The 24,108-nt window shown below is 71.3% G+C and carries 18 protein-coding genes; 8 read left to right on the top strand and 10 right to left on the bottom strand.

What is annotated here, in order from left to right:
- Positions 1-2: 2 nt before the first annotated feature.
- The 3 genes from BMZ82_RS29235 to BMZ82_RS29245 all read left to right on the top strand — a co-directional run bounded on the left by BMZ82_RS29235 (position 3) and on the right by BMZ82_RS29245 (position 3,234).
- The gene (locus BMZ82_RS29235; RefSeq protein WP_093780403.1) at positions 3-1,754 is read left to right on the top strand and encodes a SulP family inorganic anion transporter; all 1,752 of its coding nucleotides are present in this window, start codon (positions 3-5) and stop codon (positions 1,752-1,754) included.
- 152 nt (positions 1,755-1,906) lie between these two features.
- Positions 1,907-2,377: a cyclic nucleotide-binding domain-containing protein gene (locus BMZ82_RS29240; protein ID WP_093780404.1), complete on the top strand. Its 471-nt coding sequence runs from the start codon at positions 1,907-1,909 to the stop codon at positions 2,375-2,377.
- Positions 2,378-2,532: 155 nt separating this feature from the next.
- Positions 2,533-3,234, top strand: coding sequence for a response regulator (locus BMZ82_RS29245; RefSeq protein WP_093780405.1), 702 nt, complete (start codon positions 2,533-2,535; stop codon positions 3,232-3,234).
- Between the two features lie 22 nt (positions 3,235-3,256).
- On the opposite strand, the gene BMZ82_RS29250 is transcribed toward BMZ82_RS29245, so the two are convergent.
- The 3 genes from BMZ82_RS29250 to BMZ82_RS29260 form a co-directional block, all read right to left on the bottom strand.
- Entirely contained in the window at positions 3,257-4,435 is a 1,179-nt protein-coding gene (locus tag BMZ82_RS29250; RefSeq protein ID WP_093780406.1) for an acyl-CoA dehydrogenase family protein, read from the bottom strand.
- A 218-nt stretch (positions 4,436-4,653) separates the two neighbouring features.
- A complete protein-coding gene (locus BMZ82_RS29255) occupies positions 4,654-5,205 on the bottom strand; it encodes an SMI1/KNR4 family protein (RefSeq protein ID WP_093780407.1) in 552 nt (183 codons plus the stop codon).
- A gap of 47 nt (positions 5,206-5,252) precedes the next feature.
- Complete coding sequence (locus BMZ82_RS29260; protein WP_093780433.1) at positions 5,253-5,630, bottom strand: four-helix bundle copper-binding protein; 378 nt, start codon at positions 5,628-5,630, stop codon at positions 5,253-5,255.
- A gap of 199 nt (positions 5,631-5,829) precedes the next feature.
- Here BMZ82_RS29260 and BMZ82_RS29265 point away from each other — a divergent pair, with 199 nt between their 5' ends.
- Positions 5,830-6,195: a DUF6479 family protein gene (locus BMZ82_RS29265; protein WP_177244711.1), complete on the top strand. Its 366-nt coding sequence runs from the start codon at positions 5,830-5,832 to the stop codon at positions 6,193-6,195.
- Between the two features lie 62 nt (positions 6,196-6,257).
- Here BMZ82_RS29265 and BMZ82_RS29270 read toward each other — a convergent pair whose 3' ends face one another.
- Positions 6,258-8,681 (bottom strand): ATP-binding cassette domain-containing protein, encoded by a 2,424-nt coding sequence (locus BMZ82_RS29270; RefSeq protein ID WP_256252170.1) that lies wholly within the window; start codon positions 8,679-8,681, stop codon positions 6,258-6,260.
- Between the two features lie 353 nt (positions 8,682-9,034).
- Here BMZ82_RS29270 and BMZ82_RS29275 point away from each other — a divergent pair, with 353 nt between their 5' ends.
- On the top strand, positions 9,035-10,969 hold the full coding sequence (locus BMZ82_RS29275) for a PAS domain S-box protein (RefSeq protein WP_371271320.1): 1,935 nt from the start codon (positions 9,035-9,037) through the stop codon (positions 10,967-10,969).
- Here BMZ82_RS29275 and BMZ82_RS29280 read toward each other — a convergent pair.
- From BMZ82_RS29280 to BMZ82_RS29290, 3 genes are all read right to left on the bottom strand, one after another.
- The gene (locus BMZ82_RS29280) at positions 10,953-11,930 is read right to left on the bottom strand and encodes an ATP-grasp domain-containing protein (RefSeq protein ID WP_093780408.1); all 978 of its coding nucleotides are present in this window, start codon (positions 11,928-11,930) and stop codon (positions 10,953-10,955) included. The genes BMZ82_RS29275 and BMZ82_RS29280 overlap by 17 nt on opposite strands.
- Before the next feature lie 472 nt (positions 11,931-12,402).
- Complete coding sequence (locus tag BMZ82_RS29285; RefSeq protein WP_093780409.1) at positions 12,403-14,787, bottom strand: phosphoketolase family protein; 2,385 nt, start codon at positions 14,785-14,787, stop codon at positions 12,403-12,405.
- 143 nt (positions 14,788-14,930) lie between these two features.
- The gene (locus tag BMZ82_RS29290) at positions 14,931-15,392 is read right to left on the bottom strand and encodes an RpiB/LacA/LacB family sugar-phosphate isomerase (RefSeq protein ID WP_093780410.1); all 462 of its coding nucleotides are present in this window, start codon (positions 15,390-15,392) and stop codon (positions 14,931-14,933) included.
- 134 nt (positions 15,393-15,526) lie between these two features.
- Here BMZ82_RS29290 and BMZ82_RS29295 point away from each other — a divergent pair, with 134 nt between their 5' ends.
- From BMZ82_RS29295 to BMZ82_RS29305, 3 genes are all read left to right on the top strand, one after another.
- Positions 15,527-15,781, top strand: a complete 255-nt coding sequence (locus BMZ82_RS29295) for a KR domain-containing protein (protein ID WP_093780411.1) — start codon at positions 15,527-15,529, stop codon at positions 15,779-15,781.
- Between the two features lie 134 nt (positions 15,782-15,915).
- On the top strand, positions 15,916-16,452 hold the full coding sequence (locus tag BMZ82_RS29300; RefSeq protein WP_093780412.1) for an SMI1/KNR4 family protein: 537 nt from the start codon (positions 15,916-15,918) through the stop codon (positions 16,450-16,452).
- A gap of 159 nt (positions 16,453-16,611) precedes the next feature.
- Positions 16,612-19,629, top strand: coding sequence for a glycosyl hydrolase 115 family protein (locus tag BMZ82_RS29305; RefSeq protein ID WP_093780413.1), 3,018 nt, complete (start codon positions 16,612-16,614; stop codon positions 19,627-19,629).
- Here the strand turns inward: BMZ82_RS29305 and BMZ82_RS29310 are convergent.
- From BMZ82_RS29310 to BMZ82_RS29320, 3 genes are all read right to left on the bottom strand, one after another.
- Complete coding sequence (locus tag BMZ82_RS29310) at positions 19,566-20,390, bottom strand: YqjF family protein (RefSeq protein WP_093780414.1); 825 nt, start codon at positions 20,388-20,390, stop codon at positions 19,566-19,568. The genes BMZ82_RS29305 and BMZ82_RS29310 overlap by 64 nt on opposite strands.
- Positions 20,391-20,480: 90 nt before the next feature.
- Positions 20,481-22,958, bottom strand: coding sequence for a carbohydrate binding domain-containing protein (locus BMZ82_RS42550; protein ID WP_093780415.1), 2,478 nt, complete (start codon positions 22,956-22,958; stop codon positions 20,481-20,483).
- A 213-nt stretch (positions 22,959-23,171) separates the two neighbouring features.
- Complete coding sequence (locus tag BMZ82_RS29320) at positions 23,172-24,053, bottom strand: glycoside hydrolase family 43 protein (protein ID WP_256252171.1); 882 nt, start codon at positions 24,051-24,053, stop codon at positions 23,172-23,174.
- Positions 24,054-24,108 lie beyond the last annotated feature (55 nt).

Consider the following 24,108-nt stretch of genomic DNA (forward strand, 5'->3'; position numbering starts at 1 on the left):
AGATGTCCCAGGGCTCGGGCAGACGACACGTCGCGCGATGGCGCCGACTGGTGCCCGGCCTCGTCGCGCTTCTCGGTTACCGGCGCACGTGGCTGACGGGTGACCTGCTCGCCGGTGTGACGGTGGCCGCGTACCTCGTGCCGCAGGTCATGGCGTACGCGGGGGTGGCGGGACTGCCGCCGGTGGCCGGGCTGTGGGCGATCCTGCCGGCCCTCGCGATGTACGCCCTGTTCGGTTCCTCGCGGCTGCTGTCGGTCGGCCCGGAGTCCACGACCGCCCTCATGACGGCCGCCGTGGTCGCACCGCTCGCCGCCGGGGACCCCGGGCGCTACGCGTCGCTGGCGGCGGCCCTCGCGGTCACGGTCGGGCTGCTCTGCCTGGTCGCCCGGGTGGTACGGCTGGGCTTCCTCGCGGACCTGTTGTCCCGCCCCGTCCTGATCGGCTATCTGGCGGGCGTGGCGCTCATCATGATGGTGGACCAGCTTCCCAAGCTCACCGGGGTGCGGACGGCCGGCGCGGAGTTCTTCCCTCAACTGTGGTCCTTCGTCACCCACCTGACGGACGCGCACCTGGCGACCACCGTGTTCTCCGCCGTCGTGCTCGTGTTCCTCTTCGTGATGTCCCGGTACGCCCCTGCCGTGCCCGGTCCGCTGCTGGCGGTCGTCCTGGGCACCGCCGCCGTCGCCGTCTTCGACCTCGACGGGCGGTACGGGCTGAAGGTGATCGGCGAGGTCCCGTCCGGTCTGCCGAGCCTCGCCGTCCCGGACCTGACCGAGTTGCCGCGTCTCGTCCTGCCCGCGCTCGGTTTGCTCCTGGTCGCCTACACCGACTTCATCCTCACCGCGCGGGCCTTCACCGACCGCGACGACGAAGGTCCCGGGCTCGACGCCAACCAGGAGTTCCTCGCCCTGGGCGCGGCCAACCTGGGCGCCGGGGCACTGCACGGCTTCCCGGTGAGCAGCAGCGCCAGCCGCACCGCGCTGGCCTCCTCGGGGGGTGCCGGCAGCCAGGCGTACTCCCTGGTGGCCGGGGCGGTGGTGCTCGCCGTGCTGCTCTTCCTGAGCCCGCTGCTGTCCCACACGCCGTCCGCCGTGCTCGGCGCGCTCGTCGTCTACGCGGCGGTCCGCATGATCGACCTCGCCGGCTTCCGCCGGCTGGCGTCCTTCCGCCGCCGGGAACTGCTCCTGGCGCTCGGCTGCCTCGCCGGGGTGCTCGCCCTGGACATCCTGTACGGGGTGATCGTGGCCGTCGGTCTGTCGGTGGCCGAGCTGCTGACCCGGGTGGCGCGCCCGCACGACGCCGTGGAGGGCCTGGTCCCCGGTGTGGCCGGCATGCACGACGTCGCCGACTACCGGCAGGCCCGGACGATTCCCGGCCTGCTCGTCTACCGCTACGACTCGCCGTTGTTCTTCGCCAACGCCGAGGACTTCCGGCGTCGTGCCCTGGCCTCCATGGACGAACAGAGCGACCCGGTCCGCTGGTTCGTCCTCAACACCGAGGCCAATGTCGAGGTCGACATCACCGCCCTCGACGCGGTCGACGAGCTGCGCCGCGAACTGACCCACCGCGGCGTCGTGTTCGCCCTCGCCCGCGTGAAGCAGGACCTGCGGAACGACCTGGAGAGGTACGGCCTGGTGGACTCGGTCGGCGAGGAACGGATCTTCCCTACGCTACCCACGGCCGTGACCGCGTACCGCGCGTGGCTCGACGGTCAGCCCGGCGGTCAGCCCGACGGAGGGAAGACGATCATCTGACGCACGGTTCCGGAAGACTCCCCCTCCGGTACCGAACGGCCCGGTCTGTGGACCAGGTGGCCCATGGCCCGCCCCGGAGGACCGGCACACGCTGGAGCTGGAAGTCCGCAGTCCGCAGTCCGTGTCCGTACGGCCCGCCCCGGAGGCATGCCATGAACGCTTCCCCCAGCCCCAGTCCCGGCACGCTGCGCGCGCTGTCCGCCGAACACCGCCTGCGGCTCATGCGCGTCGCCCGGGAGGTGTCCATCCCCCAGGGAGCACGTCTGTTCGAGGAAGGTGGACGCGCCGACCGCTTCTGGATCATCCGCACCGGCAGGATCGACCTCGACATGCACGTGCCGGGGCGTCGGGCGGCTGTCATCGAGAATCTCGGGCACAACGAACTGGTCGGCTGGTCCTGGCTCTTCACCCCGCACGTCTGGCACCTGGGCGCCGAAGCCACCACACCGGTGCGGGCCTACGAGTTCGACGCCACGGCCGTGCGGTCCATGTGCCAGAACGACGCGGCGCTGGGCAACGACGTCGCGCAGTGGGTCGGTGACGTAGTGGCCCACCGTCTCCGCTCGGCCAGGACCCGCCTCCTTGACCTGTACGCCCCCTACGGCGCCGACAGCACCGTCTGACCCGCGGCCGGACGAACACCGACACGAAGAGCCGAAGGACGCGCTCGCACGCGCGAGTGGGGCCGGTCGGCTCTGGTGCATTCGGTTCAGGCGCGTGATGATCGGAAGCGTCGACAGGGCGCAGTCCGTCCTCCGCCGGGGAACGAGGGATCACCATGCCAGAGCCGCGCACCTTCACCGAGCGGGACCCGATCCGGGTGTTCCTGCTCGACGACCACGAGGTCGTCCGCCGTGGTCTGGCCGATCTGCTCGACGCCGAGCCGGACATCAAGGTGATCGGCGACGCCGGCACCGTGGACCAGGCGCTCGCGCGAGGCCCCGCGCTGCGCCCCGACGTCGCCGTCCTCGACGTGCGGCTGCCGGACGGCGACGGCATCTCGGTCTGCCGGGAGCTGCGCAGCCAGATGCCGGAACTGACCTGTCTGATGCTGACCTCGTTCGACGACGAGGAGGCCCTGCTCGACGCGATCATGGCCGGCGCCTCCGGCTACGTCCTCAAGCAGATCAAAGGGTCCGACCTCGTCTCGGCGGTGCGCACGGTGGCCTCGGGCCAGTCGATGCTGGATCCCGCGACCACGGCCCGTCTGATGCGCTCGCTGCGGGCGGACCCCGCGAAGACCCCTTCCGTGCCTTCCGAGCTGGCGGGACTGTCACCCCGCGAGAGGGACATCCTCGCGCTGATCGGCGACGGCCTGACCAACCGCGAGATCGGCAAGAAGCTCTACCTGTCGGAGAAGACCATCAAGAACCACATCTCCCGTCTCCTGGCCAAGCTGGGCGTGCAGCGCCGGGTCCAGGCCGCCGTCCTCGCCTCCCATCTGGAACAGCCGGAGACGGGCGGACACCGGACCAGGTGAGACCGGCCCACCCGCACGGCCGCTAACGCCGGACCCGTGGCATCCCCAGGCCGATCCACGAGATGATCTCCCGCTGGATCTCGTTGTTGCCGCCGCCGAAGGTGAAGATGACGGCGGAGCGGTAGCCGCGTTCGAGGTCGCCGTGGAGCACGGCGCCCGCCGAGCCCTCCTGGAGTGCGCCGGGGGCGGCGACGATCTCCATGAGCCAGGCGTAGGCGTCCCGGCGGGCCTCGGAGCCGTAGACCTTGACGGCGGAGGCGTCCTGCGGGGTGAGGGTGCCGTTCTGGAGGGCGCCCACCATCTGCCAGTTGAGGAGCTTGAGCGCGTCGAGTTTGACGTGGGTCCGGGCGAGCAGACGGCGTACCCAGGGCAGGTCGACGACGCGGCGGCCGTCGGCGAGCTTGGTCTCCGTCGCCCAGCGCTGCACGTCGTGCAGGGCGCGGATGGCCATGGTGCCGTGCGCGGCGAGGGTCACGCGCTCGTGGTTGAGCTGGTTGGTGATCAGCCGCCAGCCCTGGTTCTCGGCGCCGACCCGGTGGGTGACGGGGACACGGACGTTCTCGTAGTAGCTGGCGGTGGTGTCGTGGGAGGCGAGGGTGCGGATGACCGTGCAGGAGTAGCCGGGGTCGGTGGTCGGCACGAGGAGCATGGTGATGCCCTTGTGCGGCGGGGCCTTCGGGTCGGTGCGCACGGCGAGCCACACCCAGTCGGCGGTGTCGCCGTTGGTCGTCCAGATCTTCTGCCCGTCGACGACGTACTCGTCGCCCTCGCGCACGGCGCGCGTCTTGAGGGCGGCGAGGTCGGTGCCCGCGTCGGGTTCGCTGTACCCGATGGCGAAGTCGATCTCCCCGGCGAGGATCTTCGGCAGGAAGTACGCCTTCTGGTCGTCGGTGCCGTAGCGCATGATCGTCGGTCCGACGGTGTTCAAAGCCATCAACGGCAGCGGCACACCGGCCTGGGCGGCCTCGTCGAAGAAGACGAACTGCTCGATCGGCGTGAGGCCCCGCCCGCCGTACTCCTCGGGCCAGCCGACCCCGAGCCAGCCGTCCGCGCCGAGCCGGCGGATGGTCCTGCGGTAGAAACGTTTGGCGGCGACCTGGTCGGTGTGCCGGGCGTAGGCGTTGTCGGGCACCAACTCGGCGAAGTAGGCCCGCAGTTCGGTACGCAGCCGCAGTTGCTCGGGCGTGTGGTCGAGGTGCACGGCGCCTCCTGGCTCCCCAAGGCCGGTGTCCTGACGGCGCACACGGTAGAACGTGTTCCAGAAATTGGGAATGGCGGGGCGGGAAGAGGTGCCGGGAGGATGTCGTCCCGTGCCGTCGGAGGAACTCGGGGCGCTGCTGCGGCGGGCGGGACCGGAGCTGACGGGGCCCTGGTGGTCGAGAGACGCGTTGCCGACCGAGGCCGCGGGGTGCCGGGTGTTTACGGGCTCTGGAGCCACTCGGTGTACCAGGTGCGAAAATCGGGGCTCACCGGGACGAAGCCGCCCCAGTCCGGATCGAGCTGCCAGACCTCTCCCTTCCGCGGGCCGTTCAGGATCAGCCTGACGAAGATGCCGCAGCCGTCTTCGGCCAGCATGAGCGTGCCCCGGGTCACCTCACAGGCCGATGGGCCGATCCGGCCGGGCAAGGGTTCGGTGAGGGGAAACGGCTCGGCGAGTCGGCCCGACAACCGGTCTTCTTGCCACTCGCCGTCCACAGCCCACCCCTCGCCGATCTCCGGGCGCGGGACGGTCAACGGCATCAACCCGTGGCCGGGACCGGCGGGCCCATTGCCCACTTCTGCGACGAAGGACCGGTACTCCGCCGGCAGATCGATGCCATGCGCTTCCTCGAATGCCCTGATCTCCGCCTCCGGCAGCGCCGACGCCAGCTCGTACCGGTGCGTGTCCGCCCCGAAGCGCGACCACCCCGGATCCCGTGCCGCCATCTCCCCTATCCGAGCGCGTACGCCACCCTCGATCCAGCTCTCCATCCAGCGACCGTAACAACGACGTCGGCGTCGGGTGCTCAACGCGTCGTTCAGAGCAGCGTCGCGATGAACTCCGTGCAGGTTTCGGCGCAGGTGCGGCAGGTGGTCGCGTCCTGTTCGGCGCTGGGGTGGCGGTCGAAGACGCGGGCGGACTCCAGGCAGACGGTCCGGCACCACTCCAGTTGGGCGCGGATGCCGGCCTCGTCCGCGCTCGCGTCCTCGGACAGCACGCGGCAGGTCGCGTCGCACACCTCGGCGCACATGATGCCCTTGCGTCGCACGAGTTCCTCGCGGTCGGGCCCGTCCGGTTCCAGGAGGCTCGCGCGCCGCGCACAGGCTCGCGCGCACTCGGTGCACGCCAGGGCGCAGGCGAAGCGGTCCTCCAGGAACCGGAAGAGATCCTGTTGGTCTCGCCGGTCCCGATGGATCCGTTGGTCCTGCGTGTTCCGTTGGTCCTGTTGGGGTTTCGTCGAAGTCACCTCTGGCGGGTAGCCGGGGCTTGTGGCGCCAAACCCGTCCTACCGTCGCGGGGGCAGGCGGCGAGCGCCGTATGCGAGGGGTTGTGGACGGAGAGTCATGGGGGCGGAATGGCGGGTTCATGACCCGTTGTGGGGGTATTCGCCTGATATGACTACCGCTAGCCTGCAACTGGCCGCCGCGAGCGGCCTGCTCAGCCTCGGGCTGTTCGTGGTCGCTCTGGCCGTGGTGGCCGTGCTGGCCGGCAGCGTCTGGCTGGGCGCGCGTACCAGGTCGCGCGAGCCGAACCGGCCGCGCCCCGAGGAGCAGCCGCACCTGCCGCCCGGCGGCGCGGTGCACGAGGTGCGCGAGAACCGGGAGCCCGAGGAGGTGCCCCTGACACCGAAGGGCGGCCGTCCCCTCACGCCCTACGAACTGACCAACATGCAGACCCGGCCGAGCACGGACAAGAAACGGCCGCGTTGGAGCCGCGGCAGCAGCGGCTCGTTCGGCGGGGGCGGCTTGGGCGCCCACTGAGCATGGGCGCCCGCTGAGACCGGTGCCGGGGCCGGCCGGGTGGCCTGCCGGTCACGGCGCGCTCAGGCGCCGACGTAGGCCGCGAGGTGCTCGCCGGTCAGGGTGGAACGGGTGGCCACCAGGTCGGCGGGGGTGCCCTCGTAGACGATCCGGCCGCCGTCGTGGCCCGCGCCGGGGCCGAGGTCGATGATCCAGTCGGCGTGGGCCATGACCGCCTGGTGGTGTTCGACGACGATGACCGACTTGCCGGAGTCGACGAGCCGGTCGAGCAGGCCGAGCAGTTGCTCGACGTCGGCGAGGTGCAGGCCCGCGGTCGGCTCGTCGAGGACGTAGACGCCGCCCTTGTCGCCCATGTGGGTGGCCAGCTTGAGCCGCTGGCGCTCGCCGCCGGAGAGTGTGGTGAGCGGCTGGCCGAGGCTGAGGTAGCCGAGGCCGACGTCGGCGAGCCGGGTCAGGATCCGGTGCGCGGCCGGGGTCGCCGCCTCGCCCGCGCCGAAGAACTCCTCGGCCTCGGTCACCGACATCGCGAGCACCTCGCTGATGTCACGGCCGCCGAGGTGGTATTCGAGCACCGACGCGTCGAACCGCTTCCCCTCGCACTCCTCGCAGGTGGTGGCGACGCCGGCCATCATCGCCAGGTCGGTGTAGACGACCCCGGCGCCGTTGCAGGTGGGGCAGGCGCCCTCGGAGTTGGCGCTGAACAGGGCGGGCTTCACGCCGTTCACCTTGGCGAACGCCTTGCGGATCGGTTCGAGCAGTCCGGTGTACGTCGCCGGGTTGCTCCGCCGGGAGCCGCGGATCGCCCCCTGGTCGACCGACACCACCCCCTCCCCGGCCGGGATCGACCCGTGCACGAGCGAGCTCTTGCCGGAGCCCGCCACACCGGTGACGACGGCCAGCACGCCGAGCGGGACGTCGACGTCGACGCCCTTCAGGTTGTGCGTCGTCGCGCCCCGGATCTCCAGCGTGCCGGTGCGTTCGCGCACGCTCTCCTTGAGGGCGGCCCGGTCGTCGAAGTGCCGGCCGGTGATGGTGCCGCCGGTGCGCAGGCCCTCGACGGTGCCCTCGAAGCAGACGGTGCCGCCCGTCGTGCCGGCGCCGGGGCCGAGGTCGACGACGTGGTCGGCGATCGCGATCGTCTCCGGCTTGTGCTCCACGACCAGGACTGTGTTGCCCTTGTCCCGCAGCCGCAGCAGCAGGTCGTTCATCCGCTGGATGTCATGCGGGTGCAGGCCGATGGTGGGCTCGTCGAAGACGTAGGTGACGTCCGTGAGCGAGGAGCCGAGGTGGCGGATCATCTTGACGCGCTGCGCCTCGCCGCCCGACAGCGTGCCCGCCGGCCGCTCCAGGGACAGGTAGCCGAGGCCGATCTCCACGAACGAGTCGAGGGTCTGCCGCAGGGCGGCGAGCAGCGGCGCCACCGACGGTTCGTCGAGGGCGCGGACCCAGTCGGCCAGGTCGCGGATCTCCATCGCGCAGGCGTCGGCGATGCTGATCTTCCCGATCTTCGACGACCGGGCCCCCTCGCTGAGCCGGGTGCCCTCGCACTCGGGGCAGACGGTGAAGGTGACCGCCCGCTCCACGAACGCCCGGATGTGCGGTTGCAACGCTTCCTTGTCCTTGGACAGGAACGACTTCTGGATCTTGGGGATGAGCCCTTCGTAGGTGAGGTTGACGCCGTTGACCTTGACCTTGACCGGCTCCCCGTAGAGGAAGTCCCGCAGCTCCTTCTTGGTGTACCTGCGGATCGGCTTGTCCGGGTCGACGAAGCCGGACTGGGCGTAGACCTGCACGGTCCACTGGCTGTCCGACTTCCAGCCGGGGATGGTGAACGCGCCCTCGGCCAGCGACTTGGAGTCGTCGTAGAGCTGGGTGAGGTCGATGTCGGAGACCGAGCCGCGGCCCTCGCAGCGCGTGCACATGCCGCCGGTGCGGTTGAAGGTCGCCTTCACGGTTCTCGTCTTCTCGGCACCGCGCTCGACGGTGATCCCGCCGCTCGCCCGGACCGAGGCGGTGTTGAAGGAGTACGCGCCGGGCGGGCCGATGTGCGGCTTGCCGAGCCGGCTGAAGAGGATCCGCAGCATCGCGTTGGCGTCGGTGGCGGTGCCGACCGTGGAGCGCGGGTCGGCGCCCATCCGCTGCTGGTCGACGCTGATCACGGTGGTCAGCCCGTCCAGGACGTCGACCTCGGGCCGCGCCAGCGTCGGCATGAAGCCCTGCACGAAGGCGCTGTAGGTCTCGTTGATCAGCCGCTGCGACTCCGCCGCGATCGTGTCGAACACCAGCGAGCTCTTGCCCGAGCCGGAGACGCCGGTGAACACCGTCAGACGGCGCTTCGGGATCTCGATGCTGACGTCCTTGAGGTTGTTCTCGCGGGCGCCGTGCACCCGGATCAGATCGTGGCTGTCGGCGACGTGCCCGGCGGCATGCTCGGCGACGTGCTGCGCAGGCGGCGGCGTGGCAGTCCGCCGAGTCCTCGTGGCCATGCTGATCGTCTCCCCATCTGGTCCATCTGGTCCATCTGTCCCGCCGGGCCGCTCGCGCGGTCTCGGCCGGCGTCGCCCGCTCGGTCCGGTCCGGTCCGGTCACCCACGCTATCCACGGCCCCGGGCCCGCGCTTCTCGAATACTGATCGGTGCGGCGGCGTTCAGGTTCGGACAGCGGCGGCCAGTAAGCGACAACGCGGGGCGCGGCCGGGCCAAAGGCGCTGAGATGGCCTGATTCGTCGTGCGGGATGAGGTGGAAGATGGCCGATGTGATGCGGGCGGAATCTGCGCGGCGCGCGGGGTCGGGGGCCGACGCTGCCAACCAGGGTGTGAAGCAGAGTGCGAAACGGAGCGTGAAGCGCAAGCCTGAGCAGAAACGGTGCGCCTGTGGGGCGCCCGCCCCCGCCGCGCCGCAGGAAGGTGCCGTGGGCGGGGCCGAGGAGCGGTTCCGGGGGCTGCTGGAGGCGGCGCCGGACGCCATGGTGATCGTCGACGACACGGGCATCATCAAGCTCGTCAACGCCCAGACCGAGGCCCTGTTCGGGCACGGCCGCGAGGAGCTGCTCGGCCGCCCGGTCGAGCTGCTGATCCCGCACCGTTTCCACGACCAGCACACCGCGCACCGGCGCGGGTACACGGCCAACCGCCAGGTGCGGCCGATGGGTGCCGGACTCGAGCTGCACGGTCTGCGCAAGGACGGCACCGAGTTCCCGGTCGAGATCAGCCTGAGCCCGCTGGAGACCGCGGACGGGCTGCTGGTGTCGGCGGCGGTGCGCGACGTCAGCGACCGCAAGGCGGCCGAGGCGCGGATCAACGAACTCGCCGCGCTCGTGGAGTCGTCCCAGGACGCGATCCTCGCCAAGACCCTCGACGGGTACATCACGTACTGGAACGCGGCGGCGCAGCGCCTGTACGGCTACACCGCCGACGAGGCCATCGGCCGGCACGTGTCGATGCTGGCCCCGCCGGAGCTGCGGGGCGAGGTCCGCGAGCTACTCAAGCGGCTGCGGCACGCCGAGAAGGTCGAGCACTACGAGACGCTGCGGCTGACCAGCACCGGGGCGCTGCTGGACGTGGACGTCACGCTGTGGCCGACCCGGGACACGCGCGGCACCGTCGTCGGGGCGTGCGCGATCGTGCGGGACATCAGCGACCGCAAGCGCGCCGAGGCCGAACTCACGGCCCTGTACGAGCAGCAGCGGCACATCGCGCTGACGCTCCAGCGCAGTCTGATGGGCACCCCGCCCGACCTGCCCGGGCTGGCCACCGCCAGCCGCTACCGGCCCGCCACCCAGGGCGCCGGGGTGGGCGGCGACTGGTTCGACCTGATTCCGCTGGGCGCGGACCGGGTGGGTGTGCTGATAGGCGACGTGATGGGCCGCGGGCTCGAAGCCGCCGCCGTGATGGGCCAGTTGAGGTCGGCCGCGCACGCACTGGCCAAGACCGGGATGCAGCCACGGCAGTTGATGCGGGCGCTGGACACCTGCGTCGCCGACCTCGACGTCCCGGACCAGCTCGTCACCTGCTGCTATCTGGTGATCGCCCCGGACACGGGCACGGTGACGGTCTGTTCGGCGGGGCATCTGCCGGTGCTGGTCGCCGGGGTGGGCAACCGCGTGAGCGCCCTGCCCTGTCCGGTCAACACCCCGCTCGGCGTGGGCGACGTCGTGTACGAGGAGTCCAGTTCGGAGATACCGCCGGGCGCCACGCTGGTGCTCTACACGGACGGCATGATCGAGACGCCGGGCAGTGACATCGAGGTGCGGATCGGTGAACTGACGGTGCTGCTGGAGGAGTTGTTCGTCGGCACGCCGTGTCTGGAGGCGGCGGCGGACCATGTCCTGGCGGGTCTGCTGCCGGACTCGGACGGCCACAACGACGATGTCACCCTGCTGCTCGCGCAGTTGCCGGCCGCGCCGCTGGCCGCCGTCACCACCCACCTCCCGGCGGTCCCGGCGTCGGTGCCGGAGGGGCGGGCCTTTCTGCACCGGGCGCTGGCCTCGTGGAACTGTACGGACAGCGCCGACGACGCGCTCCTGCTGCTGTCGGAGACGCTGACGAACGCCGTCCAGCACGCCGAGGGCCCGGTCGGCGTGCATCTGCACCGCACGGCGACCGATCTCACGGTCGAGGTGAGCGACCGCAGCCCGCAACTCCCCCAGCCGCGGCTGGCGGTCGAGGGCGAGGAGTCGGGCCGCGGCCTGGTCCTGGTCCGTGCCCTCGCCGCCAGTTGGGGGGTACGGCCGACGGACGAGGGCAAGACGACGTGGTTCACGCTGAGGCTGTGAGCCCCCGGTGCGGGCCGCCGCCGGCCAGCGCGAAGGCGTCGAGGTGCGCCTGGACGTAGGGCACGGCCACGGCCTTCAGTTCGAGTTCGCCGTCGACGAACGCGGGCTGCACGTTCACCTCGAAGACGACCCCGCCGTTCTCCACCGCGAGGTCGACGCCGGCGAACGGCAGTCCGACCGACGCGGTGGCGGCGACGGCGAGTTCGGCGAGCCGGGGCGGCAGGTCCGGCGGGGCGATGTGGACGGCGGTGGCGCCCTGGCAGGTGTTGCAGGGGGTGTCGGGGGCGGGCTGGAGGTGCTCGCGGGCGTGCACGACACGGTCGCCGAGGACGAAGACGCGGAACTGGTGGCGCCGGCCGTCGGCGGTGAAGTTGCCGGCGTCGCGGGAGAGCAGCCAGTCGGTGTCGCGTTCGGCGTAGTAGGCGGCGGCGTCCGCCAGTTGGGCGGGGGTGGTGACGTGGAAGGTGTCGTTGCCGCCGGTGCCGACGACGGGCCGGGCCCAGGTGTCGCGGCCGAGCCGGTCGAAGATGCCGGCCGCTTCCGCGAGGGTGGGCCGGGACAGTACCGCGGTCTCCATCTGGGCGACGCCGTCGCGCAGGAAGCGTTCGACGGTGAGGTTCTTCTCGGTGGCGGTCCGCCAGGCGTCGGGTCCGGCGGCGAGCGTCACCACGTCGTGGCTCTCCAGGAGCTCCTGGAAGCCGGCGAGGGCCCGCCGGTGGTGCGGCGGGATCTCGTAGAGCAGGACGACGTCGGGTACGAAGTCCAGGCGCTCTTCTGGGACTTGGAGCCGTAACCGGCCGCCGTCGCGGACGCCCCGGCCGGTGTTGCCGGTCGCGAAGTGCCGGGAGTCGATCCGGACGGGCGGGGCGCCGGTGAGCAGTTCGACGGCCTCGGCGAGGTACTCACGGCAGCCTTCGGGCGAGGTGGGGTCGGCGATCAGGGCGATGCACGGTCGGGACACAGCGGCCTCCAGTGGCTCTCGACTGGCTCTCGACGCGCGCTCGTACCGCGTGCGGCCCTCGCGCGGCCCGAGCGGTGTCACGGATGGTGCCTGTCGCGCGGGTGGTCGTCACACTCGTCGCACTCGTCGCCCGGGGAGCCGCGCCGGTGTACGGGGCTGGTGTGCGGGCTCGCGCACGCGGCTCGGTGCACGGGCTCGGTTGTGCGGGGCTCGGTTGTGCGGGGCCGTCCCGGGTCCGGACGGGTGCCGGGTGGGGACGAGGACGACGGGTGACCACAGGTGGGACGAGCGGGTGGGGCGAGCGGGTGGGACGGTGCCCAGCCTCGCCGGATCCGCGCGCAGGGCTGGCCGACCACTGTAGGCACCCGGCGGGACGCCGTGCCAGGGCGCACGACGGCCCGTCTTCTGCCCCTCCTTCTGCGCCGTCCGCCCCGGTCCGTGCGCCCTGTCCGGTCATCGGTGAGCTGCCGTCTCAGCCGTCCCAGACCCACTCCGTGACCTCGGGAAGGTCGGTGCCGTGCTCGCGGATCCAGGCCTGGTGGCGGGTGCGGACGTCCGCCATCTGCTGGCGTACGGTGGCGGCGCGCGCGGCGAGGCCGGGGACGCGGTCGATGACGTCCATGACGAGGCGGTAGCGGTCGAGGTCGTTGCGGACGACCATGTCGAACGGCGTGGTCGTGGTGCCGATCTCCTTGTAGCCGCGCACATGCAGGTTGCGGTGGCCGGTGCGGCGGTAGGCGAGGCGGTGGATGAGCCAGGGGTAGCCGTGGTAGGCGAAGATCACCGGTTTGTCGGGGGTGAACAGGCCGTCGTACTCGAAGTCGCCCATGCCGTGCGGGTGTTCCTCGCTCGGCAACAGGCGGGCGATGTCGACGACGTTGACGACGCGCACCGCGAGCTCGGGGAGGTCGCGGCGCAGCAACTGGGCGGCGGCCAGCACCTCTTGGGTCGGTACGTCGCCCGCGCAGCCGAGGACCACGTCGGGTTCGTGGCTGCCGTCCTCGGTACCGGCCCAGTCCCAGACGCCCGCGCCCCGCGCGCAGTGGCCGCGGGCCTGGTCCATCGACAGCCAGTCGAAGCACGGCTGCTTCCCGGCCACGATGACGTTGACGTGGTCACGGCTGCGCAGCGCGTGATCGGCCACCGCCAGCAGGGTGTTGGCGTCCGGCGGCAGATAGACCCGCACGACTTCCGGGCTCTTGTTGAGGACGTGGTCGACGAAACCGGGGTCCTGGTGGGAGAAACCGTTGTGGTCCTGACGCCAGACATGCGATGTGAGCAGGTAGTTGAGGGAGGCGACGGGTGCGCGCCAGGCCAGTTTCCGGGTGACGCGCAGCCACTTGACGTGCTGGTTGACCATCGAGTCGACGATGTGCGCGAACGCCTCGTAGCAGGAGAACAGTCCGTGACGGCCCGTCAGAAGATAGCCCTCCAGCCAGCCCTGACAGGTGTGTTCGGAGAGAATCTCGAGCACCCGGCCGTGCCGGTCGAGGTGCTCGTCGACCTGGAGGGTCTGTGCCTGCCAGGCCTTGCCGGTGGCGCCGTAGACGGCCTGAAGCCGGTTGGAGGCGGTCTCGTCGGGGCCGACGAGACGGAAGTCGCGCCGGTCGGCGGTAGCGCGCATGACGTCCTCGATCAACTCGCCCAGTACGCCGGTGGGTTCGTGCCGGGTGGTGCCGGGTTTGTCGACCGGGACGGCGTGCGAGTCCAGGTCGGGCAAAGGGAGTTCACGCAGGCGCAGGCCGCCGTTGGCGTGCGGGGTGGCACCGAGGCGGCGGGTGCCGTCGGGGATCCAGGCGAGCACGTCGAGGCGCGGGCGGCCGTGCTCGTCGAAGAGTTCTTCGGGCCGGTAGGAGCGCAGCCAGGCCTCCAGTTGGCGCAGGTGTTCGGGGTTGTCGCGGACGGCGGACAGCGGCACCTGATGGGAGCGCCAGGTGCCCTCGACGGGCAGGCCGTCGACGTGGGCGGGGCCGGTCCAGCCCTTCGGGGTGCGCAGCACGATCACCGGCCAGCGGGGGCGTTCGCCGCTGCCGTCCTCGCGGGCGGCGCGCTGGAGGGCGGCGACGCGGTCCAGGGCGGTGTCCATGGCCTGCGCCATGGCGCGGTGGACGGCGTTCGGCTCGTCGCCTGTGACATGGATCGGGTCGTGGCCGTAGCCGCGCAGCAGCTCGTCCAGCTCGGGTTCGGGGATCCGGGCCAGCACCGCCGGGTTGGCGATCTTGTAGCCGTTGAGGTGCAGGATCGGCAGCACGGCCCCGTCGTGCACCGGGTCCAGGAACTTGTTGGAGTGCCAGGAGGCGGCCAGCGGCCCGGTCTCGGCCTCACCGTCGCCGATCACGCAGGCGACCAGGAGGTCGGGGTTGTCGAAGGCGGCGCCGTAGGCGTGGGAGAGGGAGTAGCCGAGTTCGCCGCCCTCGTGGATCGAGCCGGGCGTCTCGGGCGCGACGTGGCTGGGCACACCGCCCGGGAACGAGAACTGCCGGAACAGCCGGGCCATACCGGGGGCGTCCCGGGTGACGTCCGGGTACGTCTCGGTGTAGGAGCCCTCCAGCCAGGAGTTGGCGACCACGGCCGGACCGCCGTGCCCAGGCCCCCAGACGCACAGGGCGTTCAGGTCACGGGTGCGGATGACGCGGTTGAGGTGCGTGTACACCAGGTTCAGCCCGGGCGAGGTGCCCCAGTGGCCCAGCAGCCTCGGCTTGATGTGCTCGGGCCGCAGCGGTTCGGTGAGCAGCGGGTTGGCCATGAGGTGGATCTGGCCGACGGCCAGGTAGTTCGCGGCGCGCCAGTGGGCGTGCAGCGTCCTGAGCTCGTCGTCGGTGAGCCGGGCGGACGTCCCTTGCGGGTCGACGGACATCTCGGGTTCCCTTCCGGACCAGGACCGCTCGGAGGTGCGGACCGATCGATCCGTACCTCCCACCCTCGCCCGCCCGCCGGGTGCCCCGCCCGGGCCGAGCGACCCGTACGGCGCAACGGAGCCGTCCGTAAGGGCGCGGCGCGCTACGCGTGCGAGCCGGTCCTGCCGGTGTCGAGACCGCTGACGTGGGCCACGTTCCGCCGGTCCTCGGCGTCCCCGCTCGCCTCGGCGGCGAACCAGGCGCCCAGGATCTCCTTGAGCAGCGGCTCGGAGGTCAGGCGCAGGCCGAGGGCGAGGACGTTGGCGTCGTTCCAGCGGCGGGCGCCGTCGGCGGTGTAGGCGTCGGTGCACAGGGCGGCCCGGACGCCGGGCACCTTGTTCGCGGCGATCGACGCGCCGGTGCCGGTCCAGCAGCACACCACGGCCTGCTCCGAGGTCCCGTCGGCCACATCCCGGGCCGCCGCCTCCGAACACACCGCCCACTGCGGATCGTCACCGGGCCGCAGCGCCCCGTACGGCACGACATCGTGCCCGCGCCCCCGCAACTCCGCGACGAGAGCCCGCGCCACTGGTTCGTCCATGTCCGAGGAAACGGAGATCCGCATACCGGCGAGCCTACTGAGCGAGGACGCCTGCTGTCGCCCCAAGCAGCCACTCTGCGCGGTCACCGGGGGTGCGGGCGAGCGGATGATCGTCGCCGCCCGCGCGCGGTGGACCGAGGGGGGCTTCCGGTGCGTGGCTGGTCGACCGGGGTGTGGAGCATCTGCGGCCGGCCAGCCGGAGCGGCCCGGCCGCAGCCGGTGCCGGGGAACTGGTCGCCGAGCTGACCGCGTCCGATGCCCGTGCGATGGCGGTGGCATGCGACATCGCCGACCGCGTCTTCCACCACGAACTCACCGAACCGGTGCGGGCGTTGGCACGAGCGCGGCGCGTGCCGACGTATCCCCCGCGCGACGGTGTGACTCACTCCGAAGTCCTCCTCACCGCTGACTGATCGATGGCCCTGGCAGTGACAACGACAGCGATAGCGACAGCGATCGTGTCAACGCCGAGAGGCAGCTTCCGCTGCGACAGGGGTCGACAACAAGCCCGCCCGGCACTGTCAGTGGGCTCGTTTAGCCTGCGCTCATGAGTGAGACGACCACCGACGACCGCCGTTTCCCGCCCGCCCTCGCCGAGGTGGCCGCGGCGGATTTCCCCTACGACGACGGCGAGGGCTACGACTTCGAGCCGTACGACGCCTTCGACTCGGCCGAGGAGACCACCGACTGGCTGCGCCAGTGGACCGGCGACCACGAGCTCGACGCGGGCGCCTACCGGGTGTTCGGGCAGGACGGCACCGGCGGGCTCGCCGCCCTCTGGTGTGTGCGGCCGGGGCTGCCGCTGACCGAGCAGCCGGTGGTGTTCCTGGGCTCGGAGGGCGAGTGCGGGGTGGTCGCCGCGAACCTGTCCGACTTCCTGTGGGTGCTGGCCGACGGCCTCGGCCCGATGGAGGCCGTGACCTACCCCGACCACGACGCGCGTCCGAGGCCGGCACTCGCCGCACTCGCCGCACTGGCCGCGCGCCACGCCACCACCCCGCGCCGCCCCGCCCGGGTCCTCATCGCCGAGGCGAGGAGCGAGTTCCCGTCGTTCGAGGAGGACATCCTCGCGCTGTGCCGCTAGCGACCTCACCCGCGATCGACGTGAGGGCCCGTTGCCGTACCGACGCTTCGCGGAGCGGCCGTCGTGCACGGTTATGGACGCCGTGGCCGGTGCTGACCTAAGGTGCGCGGGAAAGCGCTTTCTAGCATGGTCATGCCAGTGCCTAGTCCGGGAGCGTCGATGCCGCACACCGCACCACGGGACTCCTCGCAACCACAGGACCCCGCGCACTCGTGGTCCCGAAAGGCGTTTCTCCGGGGCCTGACGGCCGTCGGACTGGCCCCGCTGCTGCCTGCCGTACTCCCGGCCGACGCCCACGCCGCGTCGGCGTCCGCCGCCGCTGCCGCCCCGGGCTTCGATCTGGTGCGGGACGGTGTCGCGGTCGACGTGTTCGTCGACGCGGCCGACGACGACGCCGTGGTCCGTGCGGCCGGGGACCTCCAGGCCGACGTGGAGCGGGTCGGCGGGGTGCGGCCCGCGCTGCGGCGCACCCTGCCGGCACGGTCCGCGGCGCTGGTCCTGGTCGGCACCCTCGGCGCGAGCCCGGTCATCGACCGGCTCGTCGCGCGGGGGCGGCTGGACGTCGGGCGGGTCGAGGGGCGCTGGGAGGCCTCGGTGACCCAGGTGGTGGAGCGTCCGGCGCCCGGCGTGGACCGCGCGCTGGTGATCGCGGGCAGCGACCGGCGCGGCACGGTGTACGGGATCTACGACACCTCGGAACGCATCGGCGTCTCGCCCTGGTACTGGTGGGCCGACGTACCGGTGGAACGGCGCGAGACGGTCACCGTGCCCGCAGGCCCCGTCAAACGCCTTGAGCCGTCGGTCCGCTACCGGGGTGTCTTCCTCAACGACGAGCAGAATCTCACCACTTGGTCGCATCGCACCCAGGAGCCGGACAAGAACATCGGCCCGGAGACGTACAAACGCCTCTTCGAGCTGCTGCTGCGCCTCAAGGCCAACTACCTGTGGCCTGCGATGCATCCGTACTCCGACTTCTTCAACCAGTACCGGGAGAACCCCGAACTCGCCGACCGCTACGGCATCGTCGTAGGCTCCAGTCACCCCGAGGCCCTGCTGCGCAACGGCGTCCACGAGTGGGAGCCGTGGGCCGAGGCGCACCGGGGCGCGGACGGGAGTCTGCCGGTGTACGACTACACGGTGAACCCGGGCGTCATCTCCGACTACTGGCGAGCCCGGGCCCGGGAGAACGCGGCCTACGAGAGCAGTTGGACGATCGGCATGCGCGGGCTGCACGACACCGCGCTGGAGACGAAGTACGCGACGACGATCCCGGAGAAGGTCGCGGTGATGAACGACATCGTCGCCGACCAGCGCCGGATCCTGGCCGAGGAGGTCGGCGCGGCGGCCGAGCCGCAGATCTTCATCCCGTACAAGGAGGTCCTGGACCTGTACAACGCGGGCGTCGAGGTCCCCGGCGACGTCACGCTGATCTGGCCGGACGACAACCACGGCAACATGCGCCAACTGCCGAACGCGGCGGAGCGCGCCCGCCCGGGCGGCAACGGGATCTACTACCACCTCTCCTACTGGGGCCGCCCGCGCAGCTACCTGTGGCTGGATACCACCCAACTCGCCAAGGTCTGGCAGGAGTTGCGCCGGGTGTACGAGCATCAGGTCGACCGGATGTGGATCTTCAACGTCGGTGACCTCAAGTCGATCGAGACCGGCCTGTCCTTCTCCATGGACATGGCCTGGGACGTGGACCGGTGGGACGCCGACGACGTCGAAGGGTTCCTCGCCCAGTGGTACGGGCGGCAGTTCGGGCTCCGGCACGCCCGGGAGATCGCCGCGATCCGCACCGAGTACTACCGTCTCGCGGCGGAGCGGCGTCCGGAGTTCATCGACCGGAACATCTTCTCCGTCATCCATCACGGGGACGAGGCGGGACGCCGGATGGCCGCGTACGACCGGCTGCTCCAACGGACCGTGAAACTCGGAGCCGAACTCCCCGCCGCCTACCAGGACGCCTTCTTCGAACTGCTCCACTACCCCGTGCACGGCGCGTACTTGATGAACCTGAAGTACTACTGGGCGGACCGCAACGCCCTCGCGGTACGTCAGGGGCGCGGGGCGGGGGCCAACCGGTTCGCGGACCTCGCCGAAGCCGCGCACGCCGACGAGGTGGCGCTCACCCTGCGGTACAACACCGTGGTGGCGGGCGGGAAATGGGACGGCTACATCAATCCGTACCCCTCGCAGATCCCGAAAGCGCCGGGCCGGCCGGCGGTCACGAGGGTCGCCCGGCAGGAGACCTCGGGGCTGGGGATCGCCGCCGAGGGGAACGAGACCGGCGCGCAGCGGCCGTTGTCCTTCTCCTCCGCCACCCGGGACCGGCGTTTCGTCGACGTCTTCAACACCGGCTTCCTCGCGGTCACTTGGGCCGCGCAGGCCGATCGGCCGTGGGTCCGGCTGAGTTCGTCGGGCGGCTCGCTCACCGAGCAGACCCGGGTGTGGGTCGAGGTCGACTGGGCCGGGGCGCCCGAGGGCGCGCACGACGTCACGGTCGTCTTCACGGGTACGGGTGGCGGGCAGCGTTTCGAGGTGCCCCTGAAGGTGGTCAACGACGGGGCGCGGGCACGACGGCGGGCGCGCGGGTTCGTCGAGGCGAACGGCTGGGTCTCCATCGACGCCGTGCACACCGAGCGCCGGGTGGCACGCGGCGGGGCCCGCTGGCAGACCGTGCGCGGGCTCGGGCGGCGCAGCGCCGCCGTGGCGGCGGTGCCCTCGACGGCGGCCCCGGTCACCGCCGAATTCGCCTACCGCGCACCGGAGTTGAGGTACCGGGTGCGCTTCGGCAGCACCGGCGCCTTCCCCGTCACCGTCTTCCGGCTGCCCTCGCTCGACGAGCGCGGCGCGCGGCGGCTGGCCCTGGCCCTCGACGACCAGCCGCCGACCGTGCTGTCGGGGCAGGCCGTGGCCACCGGCAACCGCGGTGACGCCTGGGCGCGCAACGTGGAGGAGGGCGTCGAGAAGCTGACCGGCACCGTGACCGTCACCGAGCCGGGCGAGCACGTCCTGCGCCTGTTCATGGTGGACCCGGCGATCGCCGTGGACCAGATCGTCGTCGACACCGGCGGGCTACCGGCCGCCGCCTATCTGGCGCCGCCGGAGAGCTACCACCCGGTGTTCAACCCCGAGCCGGACACGGCCCCGGGGCCGGCCGCGCCGGACCAGTAGCCGGGAGGAGGGGCCGGGCGGTCGAAGCGGGCCGGGACGCCCGGCGAGTACAGCACGCTGACCGGCTCCCCCACCGGTGCCGGCAGCCCCGCCGCCATGACCAAGTCCTCCTCGTACTCGACGAGTTCGGCCCGGTGCAGGGGCCAGCGCGGGTGGGCGTTGGGCAAATACATCGGGCGGCCGAAGAAGGTGCTGTGCATGCCCCAGCGCGCCGTCAGGAAGTGCTCCAACGCGGTGGGTTCCTCGACCGGTCGCCCCACCCGCACGGTGAGCCGGCTGCGGGCGCGCGGGCCCGGCCAGCGGCGGCGGCTGGTGTACGTGACGGTGTCGCCGTCGGCGTCGATCGCCATGCGGGACCACACGTAGGGCATCCGGAAGCCGAGCCGCGCCACGGCGACCGGCAGCAGGCGGGAGGCGTCGAGCGAACGGAAGACGACGCCCCGCCGCCCGTGCGCGTCCACCGAGTAGAGCCGGACGTTCGTCTCCGGGAAGGACCCCAGATAGGGGACGCCCGGCAGCCTGAACCAGCCGACGCGATGCATCCGGAACGCGACCAGACCGACGTAGGTGACGCCGTCCAGGGTGTCCGGGACGGTCCCGGCCGGCAGCAGACCGGCGACGTCCGCCGGGTCCGCCGCCCAGTGGAGAAAGGCGAGGTCCAGCCAGGACTGGGTGAGCAGCGGACGCTCTATCGGATCCGGCGCGTCAGGTGTGATCGGCTGCGGGGTGACCAGGGGCTGCGGCTGTGGTGTCGGCGGCACCGCGTCAGTATCGCCCGCGCCGGTGGGCGGGTCGACCGAGTCGACCCGCCCACCTTTGATGAAACCTTCCTGCTAAGACTTCGTCCGTGGTCAGGAGAGCTTGATCACGGTGAAGTCGTCGCAGTAACCGGCCGCCGCACCGGCGTTCTTGTAGCAGTAGACGGCCGCCGAGGTGGCGGCGGCGCCCGTCGTGAAGAAGACGGGCTGCTGCGCGTAGGACGTCGTCGAGGTCCGCAGGAACGTTTCCGTTCCGCCGAAGCTCTTCACGCCGACCGCCACCTCCTCACCGGCGGTGGCCGCCTTGGCCCAGCCGGCCAGCAGGTAGGTGCCGCTGGAGGAGAGACCGCTTGCCGTCTGGATGGCGCCGCTGGCGCTGGCCCCGGTCTGCAGGGAGTTCGTGCCGCTGCGGGCGTTGGTGGCGACGACGCTGGACGCCGTACCCGCGCTCTGCGCCCAGGGGGTCAGCGCGCCCGTCTCGAAGCCCGGGTTGGTGACCGCGTTGGTGGCGGACGACAGGGGCTCCACCGCGAGGTCGTCGCAGTTGCCGGTGCCGGTGCCACCGGAGTTCTTCCAGCAGTAGACCAGGGCGGAGGTGTTGCCGCTGCCCGTGGTGAACAGCACCGCGGCCTGGGAGTACGCGGTCGTCGCCACGTTGGTGAACGTCTCCGTGCCGCCGTAGTTCTTGACGCCGATGGCGAGAGTCTCCCCCGCATTCGCCACCTTGGCCCAGCCGGTGAGGAGGTAGGTGGTGTTCGGGGTGAGGCCGGTCAGGTTCTGGTTGGCGCCGCTGCCGCTGGCCAGGGTGGTCAGCGCGAAGCCGCCGGTGCGAGCGCCCGTGGACGTCACGGAGGGAGCGCCGCCGCTGTTGGTCCAGGGGCTCATCGCGCCGGTCTCGAAGCCGGCGTTGGAGACGAGGTTGCCGCCGGTGCCGTTGTACGCGCCGATGTTGGGCGCGGCCGTCGCGGAGACGGTGTTGCCGAAGGCGTCCTTGCCGCCGTTGTCGCTGATGACCGCACCGGCCCGGATCACGGGAGAGGACGGGTGGACCTGGTAGGCGTTGGCGCCGGTGTACGCGCCGGTGGTGACGGTGTTACCCGGGTTGCGGAACTCGGGGTCGGTGACGACCTTCGCCGCGTCGGCCGGCTCGGAGCCCGGGTGGGTGCCGTAGAAGAGGTTGTTGGAGTAGACGGATCCGGCGCTGGTGGTGAAGTAGCCGCCGGTGCCGTAGTTGAAGACCGCGTTGTTGCGGAAGGAGAGCGTGCCGGAGATGCTGCCGCCCGCGCGCGAGTACAGGATCTTGGTGTTCAGGCCGCTCTGGTTGACGTAGATGCTGTTGTTGTAGATCTGCGGGACGGCGACCGAGCTGCCGCTCTTGTTGGGGACGCCGCCGACGAAGTGGAAGACGCCGGTGCCGTGGGTCGGGTTGCCCGCGGCGGGGCAGCCCGCGTTGGTGCCGTCGTTCTCGCTGATGTTGTAGCGAATCACCGTGCCGTCGCTGGGGACGGTCGAGGTCGGCTCGTTGGCGATGCTGAACGGCGGCATGACCAGGATGAAGCCGCCGAGGTTCTGGTGGCTGTAGTTGTACTGGAACGTGGTGTTGTGGTTGCCCCAGTCGACGTCGTAGCCGGTGCCGTCGGCGAAGTTGACGTGGCAGTACACCTCGTTGTTCTGGACGAGGGTGTCGTTGCTGCCGGACATCCAGATGCCGGCCGAAGCGCCGTTGCAGTACTGGCCGGACGGCGGGCAGGTGGCCTTCGCGCCGCCGTAGCCGGCCTTGTTGCCTTCGATGAGGGCGCCGTCGTTCTTGACGACGAGGATGTCGTCCGCGCCGTCGAAGGTCATCGTGTTGTTGCGGATGACCGTGCCGGTGGTCTGGCCGGTGCCCTGGCCGTCGCCGTCCGGGGTGACGGCCACGGCGATACGGTCCACGTGGTCGAAGACGTTGTTCTCGACCACGACGTCGTCCCAGGTGGAGACGGGCGTGGTGTGGTTGGTCTGGACGCCGACGCCCGCGTTGGTGGCGTACCAGCCGCCCGACCAGCCGCTGATGTGGTGGATGTTCATGTCGTGCACCCGGATGTGGTGCAGGACGCCGCCCGAGCTGTTCTCGGCGAGGACGCCGGAGCGGTAGGCGGGCGAGGCCGCCGCGTTGGTCAGCTCCAGGCCGCCGATCTCCCAGTACTGCTGGTTCAGCAGGTGGATGACGGGGCCGGTGGCGCCGTTCGCGTTGATGATCGGCTTGGCGCCGGTGCCGTACGCGCCCATCGTGATCGGGCTGCCCGACGCGCCCGAACCGCCGGGGTGGAGCTGGCCGGTACAGGTGGTGCCGGCGGCGAAGAGGATGCTGTCGCCGGCGCCGAAGGTGGCGCTGTTGACGCTGCCGACCGCGTTCCAGGGGCTGGCCTGGGTTCCGGTGCCGTTGGTGGCGGCCGAGCAGTCGACGAAGAAGGTGGTGCCCGCGGCCAGAGCGGTGTGGGCCGGAAGGAGGAGGGCGCCCGCCAGGGTGGCGAGCAGGGTGAGGATGCGGGAGGCCCGCACTCCCGGGCGGTCCGTTCTGCGACGCTTCATCGCGGCGCTCCTTGATCGGTGGATGTGTCCTCCGCGCCGCGGGACACGGCGTGGATCTTCCTGCACCGGGCGGACCGGCCGAAGCGGGTGCGCCCGGAGTCTGTGGTGGTGGCGGGGGCCTGCGGCACCCCGGCCGTACGCGGGCCGTTCACGAGGCGGGAGGCGAGCTCCCGGCGGGCCGTGCGGACCTGGCAGGGCTCGGCGAACGGCGGTTCACCGGGTCGGCAGCGAGGCCGGGAGGGGCGTTTCGAGGACGGAGGCGTGGCGCATGCCGGGCGGCAGCGTCAGGGAGGCGAGCTCCCAGTCCACGCCGTCCCTGCTGCGGACCGCTCCGTACCGTCCTTCGAGGAAGTGGTCGAAGATCATCACCATCTCGTCGCCGCGGCGGAAGATCGACGGTCCTTCCACCACCGAGGGGGTGACCGGCCCGGTGGCTGAGGTCAGGGGGCCGCCGGGGGTGTCGAAGGTGGTCACGTGGATGTCCTTGTGGGCGGTGACGAGGTCGTTGGTGCCGCGTTCGTCCTTGTAGGCCATGAGGAATCCGCCGCCGTCCAGCTCCCGCACGGTGGCGTCGATGACCGAGTGACCGGGGTCGAAGAAGAGTCCGGGGTCCGAGAACGTTGTGAAGTCGCCGGTGGTGCAGTGCCAGATGCGGTGGTTCTGGCCGATGTGTTCGAAGTCGCGGCCCTCGGCCGTGCTCCCGGACTCGACGACCGAGGACCAGATCAGGTGGTACAGCCCGGTGCCGCGGTCCAGGAAGAACTCCGGCGCCCAGGCGTTGAGGGCGCCCTCCACCCCGGCCATCACCGGCAGGAGTTCCTGCTCCGACCAGGTGAGCAGGTCGCCCGAGGTGGCGTGGACGATGTGGGGGCTCGTCCAGCCGTCGGTGGCCAGCAGATGGAACAGGCCGTCGGGGCCCACGCCTATGAACGGATCCCGCAGCCGGCCGGTGCCGACCGTCCCGCGCAGCACGGGCCGGCCGCCGTTCACCACCGTGAATTCCTCGCCGTCGTGGCTGTAGGCCAGGTGGAGCGCCTCGTCGGCGTTGGTGAAGTAGGAGACCACGTACATCGGTGGGGGGTCCTTCCGGGACATGGGGTCAGCGAGACATCGGGGCAGGGGTCGCCGAGGGAACGGGGCACCAGGGCAC

This window comes from Streptomyces sp. yr375, from assembly GCF_900110755.1.
Classification (GTDB): Bacteria; Actinomycetota; Actinomycetes; order Streptomycetales; family Streptomycetaceae; genus Streptomyces.